This is a genomic window from Undibacterium sp. RuTC16W (assembly GCF_049339445.1).
Taxonomy (GTDB): Bacteria; Pseudomonadota; Gammaproteobacteria; order Burkholderiales; family Burkholderiaceae_D; genus Undibacterium.
The window spans coordinates 148,083-169,746 of sequence record NZ_JBMPPE010000002.1 but is presented as its reverse complement, the minus strand read 5'-3'; the positions used below and the strand labels follow the sequence as shown (position 1 = coordinate 169,746).

The 21,664-nt window shown below is 50.5% G+C and carries 20 protein-coding genes; 10 read left to right on the top strand and 10 right to left on the bottom strand.

Annotated features, from left to right (window positions below; genetic code table 11):
* The first annotated feature begins 28 nt into the window (after window positions 1-28).
* The gene (locus tag ACO0K4_RS05205) at window positions 29-352 is read left to right on the top strand and encodes an NAD(P) transhydrogenase subunit alpha (RefSeq protein WP_422955563.1); all 324 of its coding nucleotides are present in this window, start codon (window positions 29-31) and stop codon (window positions 350-352) included.
* Window positions 352-1,797 (top strand): NAD(P)(+) transhydrogenase (Re/Si-specific) subunit beta, encoded by a 1,446-nt coding sequence (locus ACO0K4_RS05200; RefSeq protein ID WP_422955562.1) that lies wholly within the window; start codon window positions 352-354, stop codon window positions 1,795-1,797. Before ACO0K4_RS05205 ends, ACO0K4_RS05200 begins: the two co-directional genes overlap by 1 nt.
* Window positions 1,798-1,952: 155 nt before the next feature.
* Here the strand turns inward: ACO0K4_RS05200 and ACO0K4_RS05195 are convergent, their stop codons facing one another.
* From ACO0K4_RS05195 to ACO0K4_RS05175, 5 genes are all read right to left on the bottom strand, one after another.
* Window positions 1,953-2,693 (bottom strand): hypothetical protein, encoded by a 741-nt coding sequence (locus ACO0K4_RS05195; RefSeq protein ID WP_422955561.1) that lies wholly within the window; start codon window positions 2,691-2,693, stop codon window positions 1,953-1,955.
* Between the two features lie 66 nt (window positions 2,694-2,759).
* Window positions 2,760-3,266, bottom strand: a complete 507-nt coding sequence (locus ACO0K4_RS05190) for a TssQ family T6SS-associated lipoprotein (protein WP_422955560.1) — start codon at window positions 3,264-3,266, stop codon at window positions 2,760-2,762.
* A complete protein-coding gene (locus tag ACO0K4_RS05185; RefSeq protein WP_422955559.1) occupies window positions 3,250-4,779 on the bottom strand; it encodes a serine/threonine protein kinase in 1,530 nt (509 codons plus the stop codon). Before ACO0K4_RS05185 ends, ACO0K4_RS05190 begins: the two co-directional genes overlap by 17 nt.
* 259 nt (window positions 4,780-5,038) lie before the next feature.
* Complete coding sequence (gene rocF / locus ACO0K4_RS05180) at window positions 5,039-5,950, bottom strand: arginase (protein WP_422955558.1); 912 nt, start codon at window positions 5,948-5,950, stop codon at window positions 5,039-5,041.
* Between the two features lie 18 nt (window positions 5,951-5,968).
* Entirely contained in the window at window positions 5,969-7,042 is a 1,074-nt protein-coding gene (locus ACO0K4_RS05175; RefSeq protein WP_422955557.1) for an ornithine cyclodeaminase, read from the bottom strand.
* Between the two features lie 231 nt (window positions 7,043-7,273).
* On the opposite strand from ACO0K4_RS05175, the gene ACO0K4_RS05170 reads away from it, so the two are divergent.
* Window positions 7,274-7,729 (top strand): Lrp/AsnC family transcriptional regulator, encoded by a 456-nt coding sequence (locus ACO0K4_RS05170; RefSeq protein ID WP_422955556.1) that lies wholly within the window; start codon window positions 7,274-7,276, stop codon window positions 7,727-7,729.
* A 239-nt stretch (window positions 7,730-7,968) separates the two neighbouring features.
* Here the strand turns inward: ACO0K4_RS05170 and ACO0K4_RS05165 are convergent, their stop codons facing one another.
* The 4 genes from ACO0K4_RS05165 to ACO0K4_RS05150 all read right to left on the bottom strand — a co-directional run bounded on the left by ACO0K4_RS05165 (window position 7,969) and on the right by ACO0K4_RS05150 (window position 12,532).
* On the bottom strand, window positions 7,969-9,189 hold the full coding sequence (locus tag ACO0K4_RS05165; protein WP_422955555.1) for an FAD-dependent monooxygenase: 1,221 nt from the start codon (window positions 9,187-9,189) through the stop codon (window positions 7,969-7,971).
* Window positions 9,186-10,556 (bottom strand): aminopeptidase P N-terminal domain-containing protein, encoded by a 1,371-nt coding sequence (locus ACO0K4_RS05160; protein WP_422955554.1) that lies wholly within the window; start codon window positions 10,554-10,556, stop codon window positions 9,186-9,188. The genes ACO0K4_RS05165 and ACO0K4_RS05160 overlap by 4 nt, the downstream gene beginning before the upstream one ends.
* 22 nt (window positions 10,557-10,578) lie before the next feature.
* Window positions 10,579-11,307: an N-acetylmuramate alpha-1-phosphate uridylyltransferase MurU gene (gene murU / locus ACO0K4_RS05155; RefSeq protein WP_422955553.1), complete on the bottom strand. Its 729-nt coding sequence runs from the start codon at window positions 11,305-11,307 to the stop codon at window positions 10,579-10,581.
* Window positions 11,308-11,509: 202 nt separating this feature from the next.
* Window positions 11,510-12,532 (bottom strand): aminoglycoside phosphotransferase family protein, encoded by a 1,023-nt coding sequence (locus tag ACO0K4_RS05150; RefSeq protein WP_422955552.1) that lies wholly within the window; start codon window positions 12,530-12,532, stop codon window positions 11,510-11,512.
* A gap of 289 nt (window positions 12,533-12,821) precedes the next feature.
* Between ACO0K4_RS05150 and ACO0K4_RS05145 the strand changes: the two genes are divergently transcribed.
* From ACO0K4_RS05145 to ACO0K4_RS05115, 7 genes are all read left to right on the top strand, one after another.
* Window positions 12,822-15,116, top strand: a complete 2,295-nt coding sequence (locus tag ACO0K4_RS05145) for an LPS-assembly protein LptD (protein WP_422955551.1) — start codon at window positions 12,822-12,824, stop codon at window positions 15,114-15,116.
* A gap of 141 nt (window positions 15,117-15,257) precedes the next feature.
* A complete protein-coding gene (locus tag ACO0K4_RS05140) occupies window positions 15,258-16,643 on the top strand; it encodes a peptidylprolyl isomerase (protein WP_422955550.1) in 1,386 nt (461 codons plus the stop codon).
* A complete protein-coding gene (pdxA, locus tag ACO0K4_RS05135) occupies window positions 16,640-17,707 on the top strand; it encodes a 4-hydroxythreonine-4-phosphate dehydrogenase PdxA (protein WP_422955549.1) in 1,068 nt (355 codons plus the stop codon). The genes ACO0K4_RS05140 and pdxA overlap by 4 nt, the downstream gene beginning before the upstream one ends.
* Window positions 17,708-17,856: 149 nt before the next feature.
* Window positions 17,857-18,645, top strand: coding sequence for a 16S rRNA (adenine(1518)-N(6)/adenine(1519)-N(6))-dimethyltransferase RsmA (rsmA, locus tag ACO0K4_RS05130; RefSeq protein ID WP_422955548.1), 789 nt, complete (start codon window positions 17,857-17,859; stop codon window positions 18,643-18,645).
* A gap of 108 nt (window positions 18,646-18,753) precedes the next feature.
* Window positions 18,754-20,400, top strand: a complete 1,647-nt coding sequence (pgi, locus tag ACO0K4_RS05125) for a glucose-6-phosphate isomerase (RefSeq protein WP_422955547.1) — start codon at window positions 18,754-18,756, stop codon at window positions 20,398-20,400.
* Window positions 20,401-20,567: 167 nt separating this feature from the next.
* Window positions 20,568-20,690 carry a hypothetical protein gene (locus tag ACO0K4_RS05120; protein WP_422955546.1) on the top strand — a complete coding sequence of 41 codons (123 nt, stop codon included), beginning with the start codon at window positions 20,568-20,570 and terminating at the stop codon, window positions 20,688-20,690.
* Window positions 20,691-20,728: 38 nt separating this feature from the next.
* The gene (locus ACO0K4_RS05115) at window positions 20,729-21,019 is read left to right on the top strand and encodes a hypothetical protein (protein ID WP_422955545.1); all 291 of its coding nucleotides are present in this window, start codon (window positions 20,729-20,731) and stop codon (window positions 21,017-21,019) included.
* 125 nt (window positions 21,020-21,144) lie between these two features.
* Here ACO0K4_RS05115 and gloA read toward each other — a convergent pair whose 3' ends face one another.
* Window positions 21,145-21,552 (bottom strand): lactoylglutathione lyase, encoded by a 408-nt coding sequence (gene gloA / locus ACO0K4_RS05110; RefSeq protein ID WP_422955544.1) that lies wholly within the window; start codon window positions 21,550-21,552, stop codon window positions 21,145-21,147.
* Window positions 21,553-21,664 lie beyond the last annotated feature (112 nt).

The following is a 21,664-nucleotide window of genomic DNA, read 5'->3' as shown; positions in this document are numbered from 1 at the left end:
CACCCCAATAAAGAAAAGAGAGGACATCATGGAAGTTAGTCACACCCTCACCAACCTGATCATTTTTGTACTGGCGATTTATGTCGGTTACCACGTGGTCTGGACGGTTACACCGGCATTGCACACACCGTTAATGGCTGTGACCAATGCCATCTCCGCCATCATTATTGTTGGCGCGATGCTGGCTGCTGGCCTGACCGAAGGCCTGCTGGCACAAGTCATGGGTACGGCGGCAGTTGCACTGGCGGCGGTCAATGTATTTGGCGGGTTTCTGGTCACTCAGCGCATGCTGGAAATGTTCAAGAAAAAAGAACCCAAGGCCAATGCAAACAGCGCTAAGGAGCACAAATAATGAGCATGAATCTGGTCACGATGTTGTACCTGATCGCCTCGGTGTGTTTCATCCAGGCGCTCAAGGGCTTGTCGCATCCGTCGACGGCACGACGTGGTAATGCTTTCGGCATGATCGGTATGGCGATTGCGGTTGCCACCACGGTTGCGCTGATCGTTAAGCTAAAAAATGAATCTGCTGGCTCTGGTCTCGGTTATGGGCTGGTAGTTCTTGGCGTCGTCGTCGGTGGCGGTATTGGCGCAACCCTGGCGAAACGCGTTGAGATGACCAAGATGCCTGAGCTGGTCGCTGCGATGCATTCGCTGATCGGCCTGGCAGCCGTGTGTATCGCGGTATCGGTAGTGGCGGAGCCATGGATTTTTAATATCACCACGCGTGACGCAGCAATCCCTTTTGGTAACCGTCTGGAATTGTTTATCGGTACGTTTGTCGGTGCGATTACGTTCTCGGGTTCGGTGATTGCGTTTGGTAAATTATCGGGTAAATACAAATTCCGTTTGTTTCAGGGCGCACCGGTCAGTTTTCAGGGCCAGCATTTTCTGAACCTGATACTGGCGATTGCTATGCTTGGTCTGGGTTTAATTTTTTGCTTCGCGCCTGGTAATGCACCTGCATGGTTGCCATTTGTCTTGATGACAGCGATTGCTTTTATCCTTGGCGTATTGATCATCATCCCTATCGGTGGCGCGGATATGCCGGTCGTTGTGTCGATGCTAAATAGTTATTCGGGCTGGGCGGCTGCGGGCATCGGTTTTTCGCTAAACAATTCGATGCTGATTATCGCGGGTTCTCTGGTTGGCTCATCGGGAGCGATTCTGTCTTACATTATGTGTAAGGCGATGAACCGGTCTTTCTTCAATGTCTTGCTGGGTGGTTTTGGCGGTGCACCGACCGAAGCGGCAGCCGCAGGGCAGGCGCAACGCAATGTCAAGTCCGGTTCTGCCGACGACGTCGCTTTCTTGTTGGGTAATGCTGAGACGGTCATCATCGTTCCGGGTTATGGCCTGGCGGTGGCACGTGCTCAACATGCGCTGAAAGAATTAACTGAAAAGCTCACGCACAAAGGGATCACCGTCAAATATGCGATTCATCCCGTGGCAGGGCGTATGCCTGGTCATATGAACGTCTTGCTGGCAGAAGCTGAAGTACCGTATGACCAGGTTTTTGAGATGGAAGATATCAACAGCGAATTTGGTCAGGCTGATGTGGTGCTGGTATTGGGGGCGAATGACGTGGTCAATCCAGCGGCCAAAGATCCCAAGTCACCGATTGCCGGCATGCCGATTCTGGAGGCTTACAAAGCGAAAACCGTCATCGTCAACAAGCGCTCCATGGCCTCTGGTTATGCCGGTCTGGACAATGAATTGTTCTACATGGATAAAACCATGATGGTGTTCGGTGATGCGAAAAAAGTGATCGAAGATATGGTGAAAGCGGTTGAATAGCGACTAGCTTCAGGCCATACAAAAAACCACCCTCAACATCAGGGTGGTTTTTTATTGCCGCTCTGTTGATTGTATCCGGTATGTACAGCAGGTATTCAGGTATGCATGCAGACATCAGCAGATTGGTATGTAATTACTCACTGCTTTTCACTTACTTAGTCATTAAACCTGACCGGTTGCATAAACCACGCGATCAGGCTGAAGAGCAGCATCAACCCTGCGATCCAGCACAGGCTGCGCCAGGGTTTTCCGCCTGTTCTGAGGATATCAAAACTTTCAATAAATACCGTTTCGCAAGCACCGTTGCCTGTGTCAGTGCGGGTGATGCTGGTGCCGCGCTTAAATGCAAAACCGTGATGATGTGAGTACTCCGCAAGCTGACCGCGAAAGTGGATCTGGTCGCCCACTTGTACGCTGCGCATGAGCTTGGCGAGTTGCGGGTTATCGGTTAGCAAGTGATTGTTTGAAATTGCCGTCTGATCGAAAGCAGCAAACGCCTCATTCGAGTTCGTACTGAAATTACAGGTAAACTGACCACTGGAAAAATCGATATCTGCGTATGAGCCGCTACGGACGTTATTGCCCCAGACGACGCAGAGATCAACGATATTCAGGCTATCATTCCACTCCCGATGCAAGTAATCCCACCAGGTATTGGCATCGTGTTTACTGACGACCAGACCAGTTAAATCATATTGATACAGCGGCTGAACCTGATAAGCGATGCCATGTGATTCTACGGAAAACGCCGCTTGTTTCAGCGGTATTTGAATGGGTTCTTCTAGCAATGACGAAGAGAGTTCCGTAGCCGGAGGCAAGGCATGCATGCGCCATAGCGAAACGCCTAACAAAACAAGGCTGGCAATTATCAGCCATTTCAGCAGGCTGCGTATCATGAATGTCCAGGCAATCTCTGTGGCAGAGGATATGAGAAGGAAGCTAAGAGCGGATCTGGTCTGAGTTTATTCAGCCATGACTTGTTTATAGACAGGTCCCCATTGCGGATGGCCTACTTCACTTTTAGTGAGCTCAAATCCCGGATCCGCCATACGTGCCGAGCGGAACGCCTGTTTGCATGCGTCAATCCGTGCGCTGGTGCAGAAAATAAACGCGAGATATTTGTGCGCAAGCGCCGCATCTTTTTTAACGGTAAAACCAGAGCCGAGTGCCAGCGTCAGCGATTTTTCTGCTTCGGCATATTGGGCGTCTTCATAAGAACGGATGCCTGATAACAGAGCTTTTTCGCCGGGACGGGCGGATAGGTCGGATAATCCGACCTGTGCTTCCGGTGCGGCGCAGCCCGCCAGAACGAGCGCTAATCCTAGCGCACTCGCTATGCCAGTGAAGTCGTTTGTCCGTTGAATAATCCGCTTACCGAATAGTTTTGTGGACGAATCCAGATCGCGGATATTATTGCGGGTATCAGGTGTTGTTGTGTGCAGTAACGACTGCTTAAAATCTGTGGCCAACTTTATTCTCCTTGTCTGCACTGACTTCGATATTGACGGCATAGCTATCGTCACCATTGCGGAACTCAATTTTATGCTTACCCACTGCCAGATTTAATTTGGTGAGTGGCGGTGCTACCCCTTTGGCCTCTCCGTCCACATACACCTCACCCCAGGGGGAGACGGCCAATTGTACTGCACCGAGCACGACAGGCACTGGTGGCGCCGCGACCGTGGTTGCAGATGCCTTGTTTTTTTGCTGAGACTTTGTCGTTGCCGGATCCGTTTTAGTGATTTTTTCCGGTGCTGCAGTCGTTGCCAGTGGCAAATTGACGATTTCTTCAGAGCCTTCTTTGACCGAACTGCTGGCTGGAACGGCAGAGGTTTTTTCTGCGGACGTTGCTAGGGACGACGGATTACTCGCGTCGGTCTGTGCGATAACGGGAGCCAGCGTTTGCGGCGCCGGATGCATCCAGGACCAGACACCTACCGCGACCACCATGGATAAGCCGGCAGCGATTAGCAAATGATTGATGCCCCATTTTTTCTGATCACTTTTTCTGCGCCGGTCACCTGTAGTGTCGGCGGCATCTTTTTCTGTCGCGGGCTGCTGAATCTTGGCGATGATGCGTTCGGCTCTTTCTTTGGATAAAAAGCGATTTAAATCGTTCGCCATATCCGAGGCGCGGGCGTAACGGTCTGCCGGTTTTTTAGCTAATGCTTTGGCAGCAATCCGCGCCAGACGCAAAGGAACATCGGTGCGTATTTCTTGTGGCGGGATCGCCGGATCATGTGCAATCGCATGCAAAATCTGCTTGATGCTATCGCCCTTGAATGGCAACTGACCGCACAGCAGTTGGTACAGAACAACGCCCAGAGAAAAAATATCTGTGCGCGCATCTACTAATTCCCCGCGCGTTTGCTCCGGTGACATGTAGTTGGGTGTGCCAAGTAAGCGTTGTTCAGACAGATGATCTTGTCCCAGTGTTGCATCACCATCAGATAACTGACGAGAGGCGCTGGCAATACCAAAATCCAATACCTTCGGTGTCGCTGTACCGGTGATAAATATATTGGCGGGTTTGATATCGCGATGGATTACACCATGCTCATGTGCGTAATCCAGTGCATTGGCGGTGCGGGCGATCATGTCAGCAATCTGTTTGTAGCTGAATTGATGGCCCCCCATCATTAAATCACGGAGTTCTTTTCCTTCGAGGTACTCCATGACGATATACAGCAAATCGCCTTCTTTATCGGCGTCATAGACAGTCACGATATTCGAGTGATTCAGGCGACCGGCAGCGCGCGCCTCCTGAATAAAGTGCTTTTCAAATAATTGACGTTGATTTGAAGGTAGTTGCGGATTCAGAATCTTGATCGCAACTTTGCGGCCGATCAGGGGATCGCGAAACAGATATACAATACCAACCGAGCCTTGCCCGATTTCACTCTCATATACAAAGCGGCCAATACGCCCTTTGGGGATTGGATTGGTATGCGGCAGGTGGGTGCGTAGCGTGTCGGCGGTCATGCCTTAGCATAACGCTAAAACAACTTTACTTCCAGCGATGAAGCGAAATATGCCGGGGATTTGTGGCTTAATTTGTAAGCTTCTGAAACTTTTTGCGATCTGCGTGTCATCGATCAAAACTTAATACTGAGACAGGCGAAGACGAATAAAAAAAGCCGCATGCAATAACATGCGGCTAACTCTGCTTATTCGTAAAATTTTCGTGATCCGTCCACGAAAATTTGCAGGGCTGCGGGGCTTCGCTACACCCGCTTTAGCATTACATCCTGACCAGCGTCGATTTACCAAACAGACTCTCGATCAGATCAACGGCCAATACGGCAGTCTGGTTACGTATATCAAGAGCGGGATTCAGTTCCACCAGATCGAGTGAGGCAAGATGACCGCTGTCAGCGATCATTTCCATGCACAATTGTGCTTCCCGATAAGTTGGGCCGCCCAATACTGCAGTTCCCACACCGGGAGCGATATCGGGATCGAGGCAGTCCATATCGAAACTCACATGCAGATGTGTGTTGTCATCGATACCTTGGAGTGCGCTATTCATGACGCTGCGCATACCGTGTTCATCGATATAGCGCATATCGAACACCTGCATGCCCATTTCGTGAATGAATTTTTTCTCGCCTGCATCCACACTGCGTATGCCGATCATGCGAATCTGGTCGGGTGACATTGCCGGTGAGTGACCGGCATAATGAATTAATTGCTCAGGACCATGACCCATCAGACAAGCGACGGGCATGCCATGGATGTTGCCGGTCGGGCTAATCGTCGACAAATTGCTGTCAGCGTGAGCGTCAAACCACAGGACACGGAGTTTTTTACCGTTCTTTTTACAGTGTTTGGCAATCGCGCTGATTGAGCCGATAGCCAGGCAATGATCACCACCCAGCATCATGGGCATGTGACCATCGTTGAGTGCCTGATCGACGGCATCAAATACGGCCTGATTCCAGTCAATCGCTTCTTTTAAATGACGCAAACCATTTACCGGTTGTTGCCAGGGATTGGCAGGGCCATGCAAATTGCCGCGGTCAACGACGCGCAATTGCCTGGCCTCCAGTGCTTCTACTAAACCAGCGACGCGCAGCGCGTCGGGACCCATGCCTGCACCTTTGACACTTGCTCCAACATCGGTTGGAGCTCCAATTAAGGAAATGGTTTTCATTCGGTTATTTGTTAAAATTTAAGCGTTTATCGGTACTGCTGTTTCTGTTGCAATGATGCTTGATACGGACGTCGATTTTTCATCCACGGCCATACCAAACAAATCTTTAGGATTGAGTAACTCAGGTACCAGATCCAGGATAGGTGAACTCTTTTGCATCACGTATTTTTCCAGATAACGCATTGCGGAAAAATCTTCTAAAGCGAAGCCAACGGAATCAAATACGGTGACCTGTTTTTCGTTATGACGTCCCGCAACGCGACCTTCTAATACTTGCCACAATTCGGTGACAGCAAAATCTGCCGGCATCTGTTGCAGCTCACCTTCGATACGGCTTTGCGGCTCGTATTCGACAACCACGTTGGCGTTTTTCAGAATGTCAGCATGCAATTCTGTCTTGCCCGGACAATCGCCGCCAACACCATTGATATGCACGCCATCGCCTATCATGTCCGGCAGCAAAATCAGCGCATTGGTTTTATCCGCCGTCACTGTCGTGACGATATCTGCGCCTTTGACAGCCTCTGCTGTGGACCCAGCGCGAATGATACGCAAATTTGGATACGCGCGCAGGTTCTTGATCAATTTATCGGTGGCGGCCGGATCAACGTCATACACACGCAATTCTTGTATACCAAGGATGCAGTGGAAGGCAATCGCCTGGAATTCGCTTTGCGCACCATTGCCGATCAGTGCCATGCTGCGGCAGTCGGGACGAGCCATGTATTTTGCTGCAAGTACCGAGGTAGCGGCGGTCCGGATGGCGGTAGTCAATGTTAATTCCGACAAGAGCTTGGGATAGCCTGTATCCACATCTGCCAATACACCGAATGCTGTTACTGTCAGCAAGCCTTCTTGTGTATTTTTTGGATGTCCGTTGACGTATTTGAATGAATATTGAGTACCGTCAGAGATAGGCATTAATTCGATCACGCCAACATCTGAGTGGCTGGCAACGCGTGCGCATTTGTCGAATTGACTCCAACGTAAATAATCTTCCTTGATCATGTCAGCTAAGCGTGCAATCGCTGTTTCTACGCTGACTTTTTTCAGGTGGGTTTGCATTTCCTGTGTGCCGATGAAGGTCACCATGATGTTCTCCGTTGATTTTTGGGGGTAGTGCCAGAACGGATTCAAGAGAATTTGTACGCCTGAATCGCTAGATGTTCTGCTATAAATTGTAGCGAATCGGCCGGAAATTAGATTTCTAAATAGAATATATAAAACAGATTTAATGAAATATAATTTCTAATTAGATTGATTTAGTGATTTTAGTTTCTAAATTTAATTAAATCATAAAATTATTAAATTTTTGAGGATGACATGGATAACTATGACCGCAGTATTTTGAAGCATCTGCAAGATGATGGTCGCATGAGTAATCTGCAACTGGCAGAGCATATCCATTTATCGCCGCCGCAAACGCTGCGGCGGGTTCGTACGCTTGAGGAGAAGAAGGTCATCCGCGGCTATGTCGCGCAGGTGTCGGCTGAGGCAATTGGTCTTGGCGTCACGGCTTTTGTGAATTTGTCGCTGGATAGGGAGCAGTTTCGTAATGTGCGCGAGGTAGAGCGCAATATCATGGCCTTTCCGGACATTATCGAGTGCCATACGATTACCGGCGATTTCGACTACATCCTGAAAGTAGTCGCACCTGATCTGAAAAGTTTGTCGCAGTTCTTGACTGATCGCTTGATGCAGGTGCCGGGAGTGGCGTCGTTGCGTTCGATGATTTGTATGGAAGAAATCAAGCCAGTGAGTAGCTTGCCGATCGGTTGAATCGCGACATTTTGATACTTGTTACGCTCTTATACTGCCTTGAGTATACTTTTGATTGCCTTTAAATATCGGCGGATTAAGGCATATTTTTTAATATACTCCCCCAATTGAACTAATAATTTTATTGTTGGCACAGGTTGTTGACGCAGCCAGTTGATCAGCTCCTCCGCTGACCGGATGTGCGGGCAACATAGTTGTTGCTACAGACAGGTTTTGCCTGATTTTAGCTAGATTTTTCTCTAGCGCCAGCCAAACATCATCTGCTCTGCCAGGATTTTTTTTGCTGGCTTGATGATGTCCAGAAGACCCAAACCCAGACCCAGCACAGATTGCGTCAGTGCGCCATCCGGGGCGCTGGCGAAAATTCTCGCCATGGTATCGGTGAGCCTGATCGTGGCCTGGCGGTCGCTTCGCCGTTGTTGGAGGAATAACTGCAATTGCGCGCTGAGCAGATCACCGGACGCCGCTCGCAGCTGTGTTGGCTGCATACAATTTGTTAAAAGCGGCGCCAGTATGCTGGCATCACGTAAGCCCAGATTCAATCCCTGGCCTGCGACGGGATGCAAGGTCTGCGCTGCATTGCCGATCGTTACCGTGCGCTTGGTAGCATGCGCCTGGGCATTGAGGCCCAATGGGTAGGAGTGACGCGCTGAGGCGGTCAGGATGGTGCCGAGGCGCTCGCCAAATGCGTGTTGCAGAGCCTGTTTAAACGCGACATCATCCAGTTCTGAAAGCTGTTCAGCCACCTTTGGACGCACACACCATACCAAGGCATAGCCATCTTCTTGCGGGAGTAAGGCCAGCGGCCCTTGTTCTGTAAAACGTTCAAATGCGCGCTCGGCGACGGGCTGACTGACCGTAATGTGAGAAATAATGGCGGTTTGCCGATAATCGTGATGCTGCGTCTTTTGCCTCTGATCGGCAAAGCTGCCACCTTCTGCCTGCACCACTACACCGGCAGTAATGGCGCTGCCATCCTGTAAGCGCAGCGTGACGCTATCATCGGTTTCTTCTAATGTGCTTACTTTGACCGGTCGCCGGATGTGAATGCCGCTTTGTGCGAGCGCACGTTGCAATGGCATCATGATGTCTCCATAGCGGGCGACATAGCCCAGCGCCGGTATCTGATAATCCTTGCAGTCGATCAGACTGCGACCCAAATGACCTCGCCGGGAGACGTGGATTTGCTGGATGCTGGTCGCTTTGACTGGCCATGCGCTGGCAGCGCTAAGTATCTGCTGACTGCCGTAAGATAAGGCAATTGAGCGCACATCCTGCTCAGACTGACTGCTAGTTTTGGCATCAAATAAAACGATACTTTCGGGCGCAACGCCTTGTTTGCAAAGTAGCAGGGCAAATGCTTGCCCGACAGGGCCTGCGCCACAGATGGCGATGTGGAAGTCGACCGGATCTGCTGCACTTGCCGTGACTGCTTTATCTGCCGTATCTGCTGAGTTCATCGCTTCATCACGTTTTCAATGTCGGCGACGGTTTTTGGTGTGTCCCGGCTCAGATTCAGATGCCCGTCTGCTGTGATCAGAATATCGTCTTCTATACGAATACCGATGTTCCAGAATTGCTCTGGCACATCCTCCGCAGGGCGGACGTAGATGCCAGGTTCTATCGTGATGACCATGCCGGCTTCTAACTGGCGATAAGGTTTTTCATCGCCCACTTTTTCTGCTTCGCGATAAGAGCCTGCGTCATGGACATCGAGTCCTAGCCAATGACCTGTTCCATGCATATAAAACTGGCGGAAAGCCCCGCTGGCAATCGCGTCATCGACATTGCCAGTTTTATTTTTATCAAGCAGCCCGGTATCGAGCATACCTTGTGTCAACACACGCACTGCTGCATGATGACCGTCCATATAGCGTGAGCCGGGACGGGCGCAATCCAGTGCAGCTTGTTGGGCGGCGAGGACGATGTCATACAAGGTTTTTTGTGCTTCGCTGAACTTGCCGTTGGCAGGAAAGGTGCGTGTGATGTCGGATGCGTAGCTATCGTACTCGCAGCCTGCATCGATCAGGATCAGATCACCATCGTTGATTTGAGCATTATTACTGCTGTAATGCAGGATGCAGGCATTGGCACCGGTTGCTACGATGGATCCATACGCGGGCGCTTGCGAACCCTGGCGGCGGAACTCATGCAGTAGTTCGGCTTCGAGTTCATATTCGTAACGGCCAGGTAATGCGATCTGCATCGCTCTGGTGTGGGCGATACCCGAGATGCTGGCGGCTTTTTGCAATAGGGCGATTTCGGATGTATCTTTACGCAGGCGCATTTCATCCAGCAGCTCGCGTATGTCGACAGTCGTTGCCGGTACGCTGATGCCGCTGCGGGATTTTGCACGTACTGCCTCCATCCAGCCGTGCAGGCGGGCATCGAGTTGCGGATCGCGGCCAACGCTGTAGAACAGTGTGCGCGCATCACCGAGCAAATCCGGCATTGTGCTGTCGAGTGCGTCGATTGCAAACGCGCTGTCGAAGCCAAAGTGTTCGCTTGCCGCTACCGGACCAAAGCGAAAGCCGTCCCAGATTTCGCGCTCAGGATTTTTTTCACGACAGAACAGGATGCTGCGCTGCTCACGGGCGTTCGCAATCAATACAATGATGGCCTCCGGCTCGGTAAAGCCAGATAAATAATAGAAGTAACTATCATGCCGGAACGGAAAAAAATTATCGCTGTTACGCGTCATCTCATACGCGGTAGGGATAATGGCAATGCCGCCACCTTGCGCCTGCATCTGTGCCAGCACTTGCTGACGGCGTGTTTGATACTGAGTGAAGTCAGCGAAATCACTAAAACAAGTAGAAGAACTCATAGGCAGATCTCCATCGGTTCGGCTAAATACAGGCTTGTGGGTTGAGCGGAGCATTCAATGCTGCGAGTTGTTCTGGCGTGCCGAGGTTGTGCCAGTCGCCGCGATACAGTTCTCCGCCGAGCTGTCCCTTATCCGCGATTTCGCGCAAGAGAGGTCCTAGTTTGGCATGACTGCCGGGTTTGATCTCGGCAAAAATCTCTGGCCGGTAGACGCCGATATTTCCGAATGTATATCGTGTCGAACCCTCGGTACTGTCATTCGACAAGCCCATCAGGTTCATCGCAAAATCGCCTTCGGGATGAAAGTCAGGATTTTTGACCATGTATAACCAGGCCACGTCGCGCTGATCCAGCGGATGCGGATTGCCCCACATATCATTGTCTTCCAGCGTATTTTTACATTCCTCGAAGTTGAAATGGGGAATATAAATATCCGACGACACCACCAGAAACGGCTCGTCGCCCAGCAGGTGCAGCGCTTGCGCGATGCCGCCTGCCGTCTCAAGCGCCGTTGCCTCGGCTGAGTATGTGACGTGCGCACCAAACTTGCTCCCATCGCCAATGGCGTCAACAATCATATGACCCAGATGGGCATGGTTGATGACGATCTCGGTGATCCCGGCTTTTACCAGATTCAGGATATGCCAGACGATCAGTGGACGCCCCCGCACTTTGAGTAAAGGTTTAGGGCAGGTGTCGGTGAGTGGTCGCATACGCTCGCCGCGACCTGCTGCTAATAACATGGCTTTCATGGGCGTGTCATCTATTCTGGTAACAAGTGATGCAGCTTCGTGCAGATTGCTGCGATACAAATTTTGGACTGTGACTGCGCAAAATCGCTCTGGCAGCACTGCCGCGCGTCGTGGCTGGCCGCATTGCCTTTGCCTCTGTCATTGCGTTTTTTGCAGTAATGATTTTGCGTCAGTCCTGTCCGTTTACTTTGACCTGCTGGATTTAAAACGTATAACCGAATGTCGGCGCAGTCTCCTGAATTTCGTCAAGCAGACGCAGCAGAGGAATCAGCACATGATAGCGGTTGGCGGTTTTACGCACATAGTCCATCACCAGTGGCATATCGGCCAGATAGTTGTCCTTGCCATCACGGTGCGACAGACGCGCAAAGATGCCTAGCACTTTCAGATGACGTTGCAGCCCCATGAACTCAAAGTCACGGTAGAAGCTGTCGACATCGGTATTGACCGGCAATCCGGCACGGCGGGCTTTTTCCCAGTAACGGATGGCCCAGTCCAGCACCATTTCTTCATCCCACTGGACGTAGGCATCACGTAACAGCGAAACCAGATCGTAGGTCAGCGGCCCATACAGTGCACCTTGGAAATCCAGTATCCCCGGATTGCCTTTGTCCAGTACCATCAGATTGCGTGAGTGGTAGTCGCGATGGACATAGACTTGCGGCTGCGCCATGATATTAGCCAACAGCGCGTCAAATACTTTATGCAGGCTCTCTGTCTGTGCCGCGCTGAGCGTCACACCCAGGTGTTTGGCGATGTACCATTCCGGAAAAATCATTAGCTCGCGCAGCATAAATTCTCTGTCGTACTCGGGCAATACGTCCGGCTGGCTTTGGGTTTGCAGCAAAATCAGGCTGTCAACGGCATCCATATACAGCTTGTGTGCGGTATCGTGATTCAGCGCATTGAAATACGTTGTGGTTCCCAGATCGGTCAGCAGCAACAGGCCTTGTTCCGCATCCTGAGCAAGAATGTCTGGGACAGACAAGTTCATTTTAGTCAATAACTCTGCAATTCGGATAAAAGGACGCACGTCTTCGGTTGGCTGTGGCGCATCCATGACGATATATGTTTTGCCATCCTGACCGTCAATGCGGAAATAACGGCGAAAACTGGCATCAGCGGAGGCTGGGCGCAGGCTATCAACGTTCAGGCCGGGATGGGTAATACTGGCAAGCCAGGTATGAATATCGGACATGCGTTGGTTTTCAGAGCTTGTAGACATGGTGAAATTAAGTAAATTTTAGATAATTATTGAATGCAGTTTGAATACAAATTGAATCCGAAGGGCCTTAGCCTTGCTGACTTTCTTCAGCTAAGTGGATCTTGGCAGCACAATGTGCGGAGGTTTCAGCCATTTCCCCTATAATAGGCGATTGATTTCGGGTGCAACACAATTACAGCAGCGCATTACTGCTAAGCAGTCACAAAGAATCTGCAATGTATTGTTGCAAATTTGACTGTTAGTGTGCATCCGTATAAACGCCAAACAAGCTCCTTAGAACTTACATTACATGCGCCGGAAACCCGTATTATCTCACCCACAGCATTTGTTTCCTACTATCTCTGCGATTGCTGTGTCGGCGCTGTTTCCGCTCCACGCTATTGCACAGGCTGTCATTCAAACGCCAGCGACCAGCGCGCCAATCAACTCTGCCAGTACAAATTCCGCCTCAGCGCCTGCCACGGTGCCTCATTCTGACACGCAGACCAACAACAGCAAGCCGTCCGAGGTCGTGATCAAGGGGGATAAAGAGCAGCCTACGGTATTGCGTGCAGAAAAAATATCGGGGCGCCCTGAACGATATGTCGACTTCGACGATGATGTCGAGGTCACTCGTGGTGACACCAAGCTAAACGCAGATAAAGCGACCTATACCAACCTCGATGATGAAGTTAAAGCGACGGGTAAGGTGCGTATGCAAAAAGGTGGCGATAACTACACCGGCGAGGCAATGCGATTGCAGCTCGATTCCGGTATCGGATTTGTGCTGAAGCCAAAATACAAACTAACGAGAAGTAATGCACAGGGTAAAGCAGAGCGTATCGAGTTTGAGAACGACGAGCAGTCGACGGTAATTAACGGTACCTACAGCACGTGCAGCAGTGATGATCCTGACTGGTATTTGCAGTCGGACACACTGAAACTCGATACCGGACTGGACCGCGGTATCGCGGGTAAGACGATCGTGTATTTCAAAGGCGTACCAATTCTGGCGACCCCGTCGTTGACGTTCCCTTTGTCTGGCGCGCGTCATTCTGGCTTGTTGCCACCGATCTGGGGCGGATCATCCAAAGGTGGTCCGGAACTGACCTTACCTTACTACTTCAATATCGCGCCAAACCGGGATTTAACTCTGTATCCCAAGCTGATTACCCGGCGCGGTTTGCAACTAGGTGCTGAGGCGCGTTACCTGGATGATGATTTTTCCGGTACTACCACGATAGAGGGACTGGCGAATGACCGTCAGACAGGTACCAATCGTTATGCGCTGGCATCGGTGCACCAACAAAAACTGTTGCCGCAACTCGACTTCGCCTGGAATGTGAATACGGCGTCTGACGATGACTATGCCAGTGATTTCTCGAGTTCAATTACCAAGACGGCCCAGCGTTTATTACTGCGAGATGTGAGCCTGACTTATTCTGGCTGGCTTGGTTATGCGGCCTTACGGGCATCGAATTATCAGGTCTTGCAGGATTTGACAGCGCCGATTACTCGACCGTATGACCGTTTGCCGCAACTGAATTTGCATGCAGAGCAGCATGATGTGCTGGGATTTGACTGGTCGGTTGATACGATTGTTACGCGCTTCTGGCACCCGACTCTGGTGCGAGGTGATCGTGCCGTGATTAATCCTCAGATCTCTTATCCTATTGTCCAGCCTGGTTTTTTCATCGTGCCTAAGCTGTCGATCAATGCCAGCAACTACCACCTGACCAATCCAGGTGTCGGTCAGGACACCGATTTTCACCGGACCTTGCCAACCTTCTCGGTCGATAGCGGACTGGTATTCGAGCGCCAGTCGAGTTTGCTGGGCAGGCCGGTGACGCAGACGCTGGAGCCGCGTCTGTTTTACGTCAATACGCCTTATCGCGATCAAAGCCAGTTTCCGAATTTTGACAGCGCTACTGCCGATTTCAACTTCGCCCAGATTTTTAGCGAGAACCGCTTTACAGGACAAGATCGTGTCGGTGATGCGAATCAGATTACCGCCGCATTGATCTCACGTTTTATTGAGGGTAATGGCGAAGAGCGTTTCAAAGTGGCGATTGGCCAGCGTTTCTACTTCAATACCCAGAAGGTAGCGCTCGACAGCACCAGCAATAGCCAGAGCCGTTCGGATTTGTTACTGGCCGCCTCGGGCAAAATCTCTGACAAGATCAGTGCTGATACCGCTTTACAGATCAGTCAGACAGACCGGCATTCGGTGCGTTCGAATTACGGCATACGCTGGCAACCCGCTCAGCAAACGGTATTGAATCTCGAATACCGCTATCAGCGCGACAGTCTGGAGCAGCTTGATTTATCCACGCAACTGCCGATCGCGAATCGCTGGTTTGTGGTGGGCAGAAGTAATTATTCTCTGCCAGATAAAAAGCTGGTTGATGGTCTGGCGGGGTTTGAATACAAAGATCCTTGCAATTGCTGGTCGTTCCGCATGGTTGGTCAGCGTTTTTCTACGACGACACTGGCGAGTACAACGGCGTTTTTTATTCAGTTGGAATTGAACGGACTGGCCAGATTGGGATCGAACCCGATAGAGGTCCTGAAAAAGAATATTTCAGGTTATCAGCCGATAAATTAGCGTATATTTCAGCTTTTGCTTAATTCGCTTAATGTTTCTTAAGCGCGAGGCAGCGCTAAGTAGTGGCAGAAGACGCACAAGATGTGCGATTTTCTGTCAGTTTTAATATGAATTTGGATCACTATGCGACACAACTTGCACATGACACAACGTACTCTTCTCTCTGCTCTGGCTGTTTCAGTCACGATGGTCACCGCCGCTCCGGTGTGGGCGCAAAAAGTGGCACCAGCGATTTCTCCGATCGCGCCGATTCTGCCAGTGAATCAAGCGAATAATCCGAATGAAAAAGGGCAACTGGTCAATAAGATCGTTGTCGTTGTGAATGAAGATGTGATCACCAGCCAGGAGTTAAACGAACGCCTGCGTTCAGTTGAGAAGCGGCTCGCCGCGCAAGGTACCGCCTTGCCAAACCGTGCAGATCTGCAAAAGCAATTGCTTGAGCGCATGATTGTTGATCGCGCTCAATTGCAACTGGCAAAAGAGAACGGCATGCGTGTCGATGACATCATGTTAGACCGCGCCATGGTGCGTCTGGCCGAACAAAACAAAATGTCGATACAGGAATTCCGTAATCAGGTCGAACGCGAAGGCACGTCCTATGCGCGTTTCCGCGAAGAGGTTCGTGACGACATCATGATGCAGCGCATACGCGAGCGCGAAGTCGATAGCAAAATCCAGGTGTCTGAATCAGAAGTCGATAACTATCTCGCGATAGAAGCGGCACCGGGCAAAGTTCCGCAAGAATTGAGTTTGTCGCATATTCTGGTTCTGATCCCGGAAAACGCTTCCGCTGAGCAAATCAATCAGCGTCGTTTGCGCGCCGAAGAAGTAGCGAAAAAACTGCGTGCAGGCGAAGACTTTGCCAAACTCGCTGTAACTTATTCTGATGCCACTGAGGGCATCAAAGGTGGCGATATCGGCTGGCGTGAACAGGATCGTTTGCCACAATTGTTTATCGACTCCCTGAATAAAATTAAAGTCGGCGAAGTCACAGAAATCGTTCGTAGTCCGAACGGCTTCCACATCCTGAAACTGACCGGCAAACGTGACATAGCGAAAACTAAAGCCGACGGTACCGTCGTTCAGCAAACGCATGTACGCCATATCTTGATCAAGCCTAGCCAGATCGTGACTGCAGCTGAAGCGCGCCGCAAGCTGATCGAATTGAAACAGCGTCTCGACAATAAGGCCGCCACATTTGAGGAGCTGGCGAAGTTGTTCTCGAACGATGCGACGGCATCTAAGGGGGGGGATCTGGGCTGGATTTATCCTGGTGATACTGTACCGGAATTTGAACAGGCAATGAATAAACTTGCGATCAATGAGGTCAGTGAGCCGGTTGAATCCTCGTTTGGCTTGCATTTGATTCAGGTCACCGAGCGTAAAGCCGATGATGTCTCCAAAGAACGTCAGCGTCTGGTTGCTCGTCAGGCTGTGCGTGATCGTAAAGCGGATGAAGCTTTGCAAGACTGGTTGCGTCAATTGCGTGATCGCGCTTATGTCGAGTTCCGCCTGGACGATAATTGAGTAAGAAAATTGCCATCACGGTGGGAGAACCCGCCGGCATAGGCCCGGAAATTTCACTCCGCGCTGCATGGCAATTACGTCACGAAATCCGTCCCGTCCTGATTGGGGATGCAGCCTATATGGCAATGCTGGCTGGCGAGGTTGATCCTGATATTAAACTGATGGGCGTCTCTCTGGAAGCGCTGCGTTACAGCGGCTTGCCCGGCTGTGGTGCAGATCAGATCACGGTGATTGATTGTCCGCTAGCCGCACATGTGATCGCGGGTCAGTTAGATGCGCGCAATGGCCGCTCCGTTTTGCATACCCTGGATGTGGCCATTGAAAGTGTGCAGCAAGGCTGGTGTGATGCCATCGTTACCGCTCCCTTGCAAAAAAGCACGATCAATGATGCCGGTGTGCCGTTCAGTGGACATACCGAATATTTCGCAGAAAAAACCCATACTGCTCAGGTTGTCATGATGCTGGCCTGCGAAGCGTCTGCCCACTTACCGCAGCCTTTGCGGGTGGCACTGGCAACCACGCATCTGCCGCTTAAAGACGTCGCCGCAGCGATCGAGCCGGCTCATTTACTGACTACCATCCAGATTCTTCACCGCGACTTACAAACTAAATTTGGTTTGCCGCAGCCGAAAATACTGGTTGCTGGCCTGAATCCGCATGCGGGTGAAAATGGATATCTCGGACGAGAAGAAATTGACGTGATCATGCCAGTTATCCAGCAGGCGCAAAGTTTGGGGATGGATGTCCAGGGACCGTATCCGGCGGATACTTTGTTTCAGCAAAAATATCTGCAAGAAGCAGACTGCGTGCTGGCGATGTATCACGATCAGGGCTTACCGGTGCTGAAGCATGCAAGCTTTGGCATGGGGGTGAATATCACTCTGGGCTTGCCTCTTATACGTACTTCGGTCGATCATGGCACCGCGCTGGATCTGGCTGCACAGGGAGTAGGGCATGCAGATGCCGGTAGTATGCTGGTTGCGGTTCGCGTTGCTGCCGATATGGTAAATACGATGGCAAAGATAGTGGCAAACACAGCAGTGCAGACACCGGCACAGGTATAAACGGCAGCCCTGCCTGAAGTTTATTTCTCTGAACCAGACTATTCCCTGAACAACATCATTTGCAACAGCTGCTGAGAATTCTGCGCTGATTGCTCATGCAATAGCTCACGTATGTCTTACAATCGTGACATTCAACCTATCGACACACTATGAAACACATACCCCGTAAGCGCTTCGGTCAGAATTTTTTGACGGACCAGCTTGTCCTCGGTGACATCACCAGCGCGATCAAACCCCAGCCTGACCAGACCATGGTCGAGATTGGTCCCGGCCTGGCAGCGATGACAAAATTACTGCTTGAGGGCTTAAGCCAGTTGCACGTCGTTGAACTGGACCGCGATCTGGTCGCACGCTTGAAGAAAACCTTCGACCCGGCTAAATTGATCATCCATGAAGGCGATGCCTTGCAGTTTGATTTTTCGACGATTCCGGTTCCTGCCGGAAAAAAATTACGTGTCGTCGGCAATCTTCCGTACAACATTTCCAGCCCTTTATTATTTCATCTGGCCGAGATTGCAGCGTTGGTGGAAGATCAGCATTTCATGCTGCAAAAAGAAGTGGTTGAGCGCATGGTAGCTGAGCCAGGTAGCAAAGCCTATGGTCGTTTATCGGTGATGCTGCAATGGCGCTATCACATGGACTTATTATTTGTTGTGCCGCCAACGGCATTCGATCCGCCGCCTAAAGTGGACTCAGCGATTGTGCGCATGATTCCTAAAGCGGCGCCTCTGGAATGCAAGGTCAAAATGCTGGAACAGGTTGTGACCAAAGCGTTTTCTCAACGGCGTAAAGTGGTACGCAACTGTGTTGCCGGCATGTTCACCGAGCAGCAATTAATTGACACCGGAGTCAATCCGCAAATGCGCCCTGAGACCATCTCTCTGGAGCACTATGTGGCACTGGCACGTTTGTTAGAGAAGCAAACATCTGGCGTATAAGGGGGCAGTAACTGCCGTGTCTTGATAATATTTGCCTCCAAATCTGTTTCCAAATCTGGTTCCAAATAACGCATCCCGTTTAACGAATCTCGTATAAGTTAGGTCAATATGGACATCACCCGTACTTCAGAATGGCAGACATTACTGGGCCATAAGGCCAGGCTCGATGCACTGCATTTGCGTGATTTATTCGCAGCGGATCCGGCGCGCTTTCAGCATTTTTCTGCCGAGCTGGATGGCTTGCTGGTCGATTATTCCAAGCAAAGAATTGATGCGAATGCTTTGCAAAGCCTGATCGAGCTAGCCAGACTTGCTAAGGTTGAGGACTGGCGTGACCGCATGTTTGCGGGTGAAAAAATTAATTTCAGCGAAGATCGTGCCGTCTTGCATACCGCACTTCGTCATACGACTTTCACCCCATTTCCTTCTGCTGAAAACGATGTGATGCCTCTGGTGCGCGGTGTACGCAAGCAGATGCGCGATATCGTTGAGCGCGTCCGCAGCGGCCTGTGGCGCGGCTTTAAAGGCGATGCGATTCAAAACGTCGTGAACATCGGTATCGGCGGTTCGGATCTTGGGCCTAAGCTGGCAACCCGCGCACTATCTGCGCTCCAGCATCCCGGCCTGACTTTTTATTACGTGTCGAATTTGGACAGTGCTCATCTTGCGCCGCTGCTCGAAAAGCTTGATCCGCGTACGACCTTGTTCATCGTGGCCTCCAAAACCTTCACCACGCAGGAAACCAGCATCAACGCCCATACCGCGCGTACCTGGCTGATGGCGGCAGCGATGGAAGAATGGGCGGTTGCCAAACATTTTATTGCGGTCACATCTAGTCCCGATAAAGCACATGAGTTCGGTATTCCCGATGCCAATATTTTACAAATCTGGGACTGGGTCGGCGGGCGTTATTCTCTGTGGTCGGCGGTCGGATTATCAGTTGCGCTGGCGATCGGCATGAACGGGTTTGAGCGCTTGCTGGAAGGTGCCGAGACCATGGATCAGCATTTTTGCAGTGCGCCGCTGGAGCATAATTTGCCCGTGCTGCTGGCTTTGATTTCGATCTGGAATACGAATTTCCTAGGCGCTGAAACTACCGCGATCTTGCCGTATAACGAATCGATCCGTCATTTGCCTGCGTTCTTGCAGCAATTGGAGATGGAGTCGAATGGTAAAACTGTTGGTCTTGATGGTGAGCCGCTGACGTGCCGTGCCAACCCGATTGTGTGGGGCGAGATTGGCGTCAATGGTCAGCATGCTTTTTTCCAATTGTTGCATCAGGGGGGCTGGCTGATCCCTTGTGATTTCGTGGTGGCGGCGTCCAGCGATTATCCTTTACCCGGACACCAGGCACCTTTGCTGGCAAATTGTCTTGCGCAGAGCGCGGCGCTGGCATTCGGCAAAACCGAAGAGCAGGCGCGGGCAGAATTATCTGCGGCAGGACTGAGTGAGGCAAAAATTGCCGCCTTGTTACCGCACAAAGTGTTCGCAGGCAACCAACCGTCGACAACGATCTTGATGCCGAATCTAGATCCTTTTCAGCTCGGTATGTTGCTTGCCTTATATGAGCACAAAGTGTTTGTGCAGGGGGTGATCTGGGGAATCAATTCCTTCGATCAATGGGGCGTCGAGCTGGGCAAACAACTGGCGAATCGCTTGCTGCCAGCGATCAAGGGTGATCAGGCCTATGACGCACAACTCGATACATCAACCAGTGGCCTGATCGCGTATTTTCGTCGCCATGGACATGTTTGATTCATTGCTGAGACCACAGTAATTGGTCGTCGCAATATCCCTCACTTAAAACGTAAAAAGATTTAACAACATTTGACACAATCTAGGTGTTTCCTTCGGGAAAATATCCATATAATTTACTTGTAGAAATTATTGGTTTATGGAAATTTTTCCTGATCGGAGTCATCATGTTAGACGGAATTATCGGTGTATTAACCGTTGCTTTAATCGCTGGTCTTGTCGGTCTGGTTAAAGTCATGAATAAAATCGCAGAGCAGCAGTCTGAGCAAGCATCAGACCACCAATCCTGAGTCGCGGTTTTTTAATTATTCACTCTGACAGTCTCAAAATGAAAGCCGCAACCTCTATTCATTTCAATTACCTGATGCTTGCCTTGCTGTTTATCGTCGTTACTTTGAAGGGTATTGAGAGCGGACATGCCTCTTACGACGATTCTTACGGCATGATGTTTCTGGCATTGCTGGATCACTGGTTCTTATATTTTGTCTTACCGGTCGCGACAGGATATGCGATTGCCAATAAACAGGCAGAGATCAAAACCGACCAGCACCATTCACAAGAGTCTCAACACGCTTCGATCGAAAAATCATCACACAGCATGCGTGAATCTCATTCCTGAACAGTGTTTTTGAACTGGTCAGAATAATGTATGAATAATAAAAAAAGGAGCCAGACGGCTCCTTTTTTGTTATTCGTATAGTGAGCATACAGCGCGACATCTCATGCCGTATATCTTGCTATCGGTTAAAGGCTGGTGGCCTGATCGGCTGTTTTGCGTTCAATCAGTTCAATCTTATAACCATCAGGATCCTGCACAAATGCAATCACGGTTTTGCCGCCCTTGACAGGACCGGCTTCGCGCGTGACGTTACCGCCATTGGCCTTGACATCGGCACAAGCTTGGTAAGCATCAGGTACGGCAATTGCGATATGGCCGTAGGCACTACCCAGATCGTAGCTGTCCACGCCATAGTTATAGGTCAGTTCCAGTTCTGCATGTTCAGGATTACTGCCATAACCTAAAAATGCCAGCGTATATTTGTACTCGGGATTGTCAGGCTGACGCAGTAAGCTCATGCCTAAAATTTTAGTGTAGAAGTCGATGGAAGCCTGCAAATTTCCAACGCGCAGCATGGTGTGCAAAATACGCATGATGAGTTTTTCCTTGTTTGGTTAATAAATATACTGGGAATGAGTATATGGGTAAATAAACTAAATGATCAGGCCGATACTGCGGGATCAGTCATGTAAATCAAATACTCCC

What these genes read in the sequence shown, in the direction of transcription:
- ACO0K4_RS05165 (WP_422955555.1), bottom strand. Translation starts at nt 9,189, where the DNA reads ATGAACTCAGCAGATACGGCAGATAAAGCAGTCACGGCAAGTGCAGCA.
- ACO0K4_RS05120 (WP_422955546.1), top strand. Translation starts at nt 20,568, where the DNA reads ATGTTAGACGGAATTATCGGTGTATTAACCGTTGCTTTAATCGCTGGT.
- murU (WP_422955553.1), bottom strand. Translation starts at nt 11,307, where the DNA reads ATGAAAGCCATGTTATTAGCAGCAGGTCGCGGCGAGCGTATGCGACCA.
- ACO0K4_RS05170 (WP_422955556.1), top strand. Translation starts at nt 7,274, where the DNA reads ATGGATAACTATGACCGCAGTATTTTGAAGCATCTGCAAGATGATGGT.
- ACO0K4_RS05175 (WP_422955557.1), bottom strand. Translation starts at nt 7,042, where the DNA reads ATGGTGACCTTCATCGGCACACAGGAAATGCAAACCCACCTGAAAAAA.
- ACO0K4_RS05115 (WP_422955545.1), top strand. Translation starts at nt 20,729, where the DNA reads ATGAAAGCCGCAACCTCTATTCATTTCAATTACCTGATGCTTGCCTTG.
- pgi (WP_422955547.1), top strand. Translation starts at nt 18,754, where the DNA reads ATGGACATCACCCGTACTTCAGAATGGCAGACATTACTGGGCCATAAG.
- gloA (WP_422955544.1), bottom strand. Translation starts at nt 21,552, where the DNA reads ATGCGTATTTTGCACACCATGCTGCGCGTTGGAAATTTGCAGGCTTCC.
- rsmA (WP_422955548.1), top strand. Translation starts at nt 17,857, where the DNA reads ATGAAACACATACCCCGTAAGCGCTTCGGTCAGAATTTTTTGACGGAC.
- rocF (WP_422955558.1), bottom strand. Translation starts at nt 5,950, where the DNA reads ATGAAAACCATTTCCTTAATTGGAGCTCCAACCGATGTTGGAGCAAGT.
- ACO0K4_RS05160 (WP_422955554.1), bottom strand. Translation starts at nt 10,556, where the DNA reads ATGAGTTCTTCTACTTGTTTTAGTGATTTCGCTGACTTCACTCAGTAT.
- ACO0K4_RS05195 (WP_422955561.1), bottom strand. Translation starts at nt 2,693, where the DNA reads ATGATACGCAGCCTGCTGAAATGGCTGATAATTGCCAGCCTTGTTTTG.
- ACO0K4_RS05205 (WP_422955563.1), top strand. Translation starts at nt 29, where the DNA reads ATGGAAGTTAGTCACACCCTCACCAACCTGATCATTTTTGTACTGGCG.
- ACO0K4_RS05140 (WP_422955550.1), top strand. Translation starts at nt 15,258, where the DNA reads ATGACACAACGTACTCTTCTCTCTGCTCTGGCTGTTTCAGTCACGATG.
- ACO0K4_RS05185 (WP_422955559.1), bottom strand. Translation starts at nt 4,779, where the DNA reads ATGACCGCCGACACGCTACGCACCCACCTGCCGCATACCAATCCAATC.
- ACO0K4_RS05145 (WP_422955551.1), top strand. Translation starts at nt 12,822, where the DNA reads ATGCGCCGGAAACCCGTATTATCTCACCCACAGCATTTGTTTCCTACT.
- ACO0K4_RS05150 (WP_422955552.1), bottom strand. Translation starts at nt 12,532, where the DNA reads ATGTCTACAAGCTCTGAAAACCAACGCATGTCCGATATTCATACCTGG.
- ACO0K4_RS05200 (WP_422955562.1), top strand. Translation starts at nt 352, where the DNA reads ATGAGCATGAATCTGGTCACGATGTTGTACCTGATCGCCTCGGTGTGT.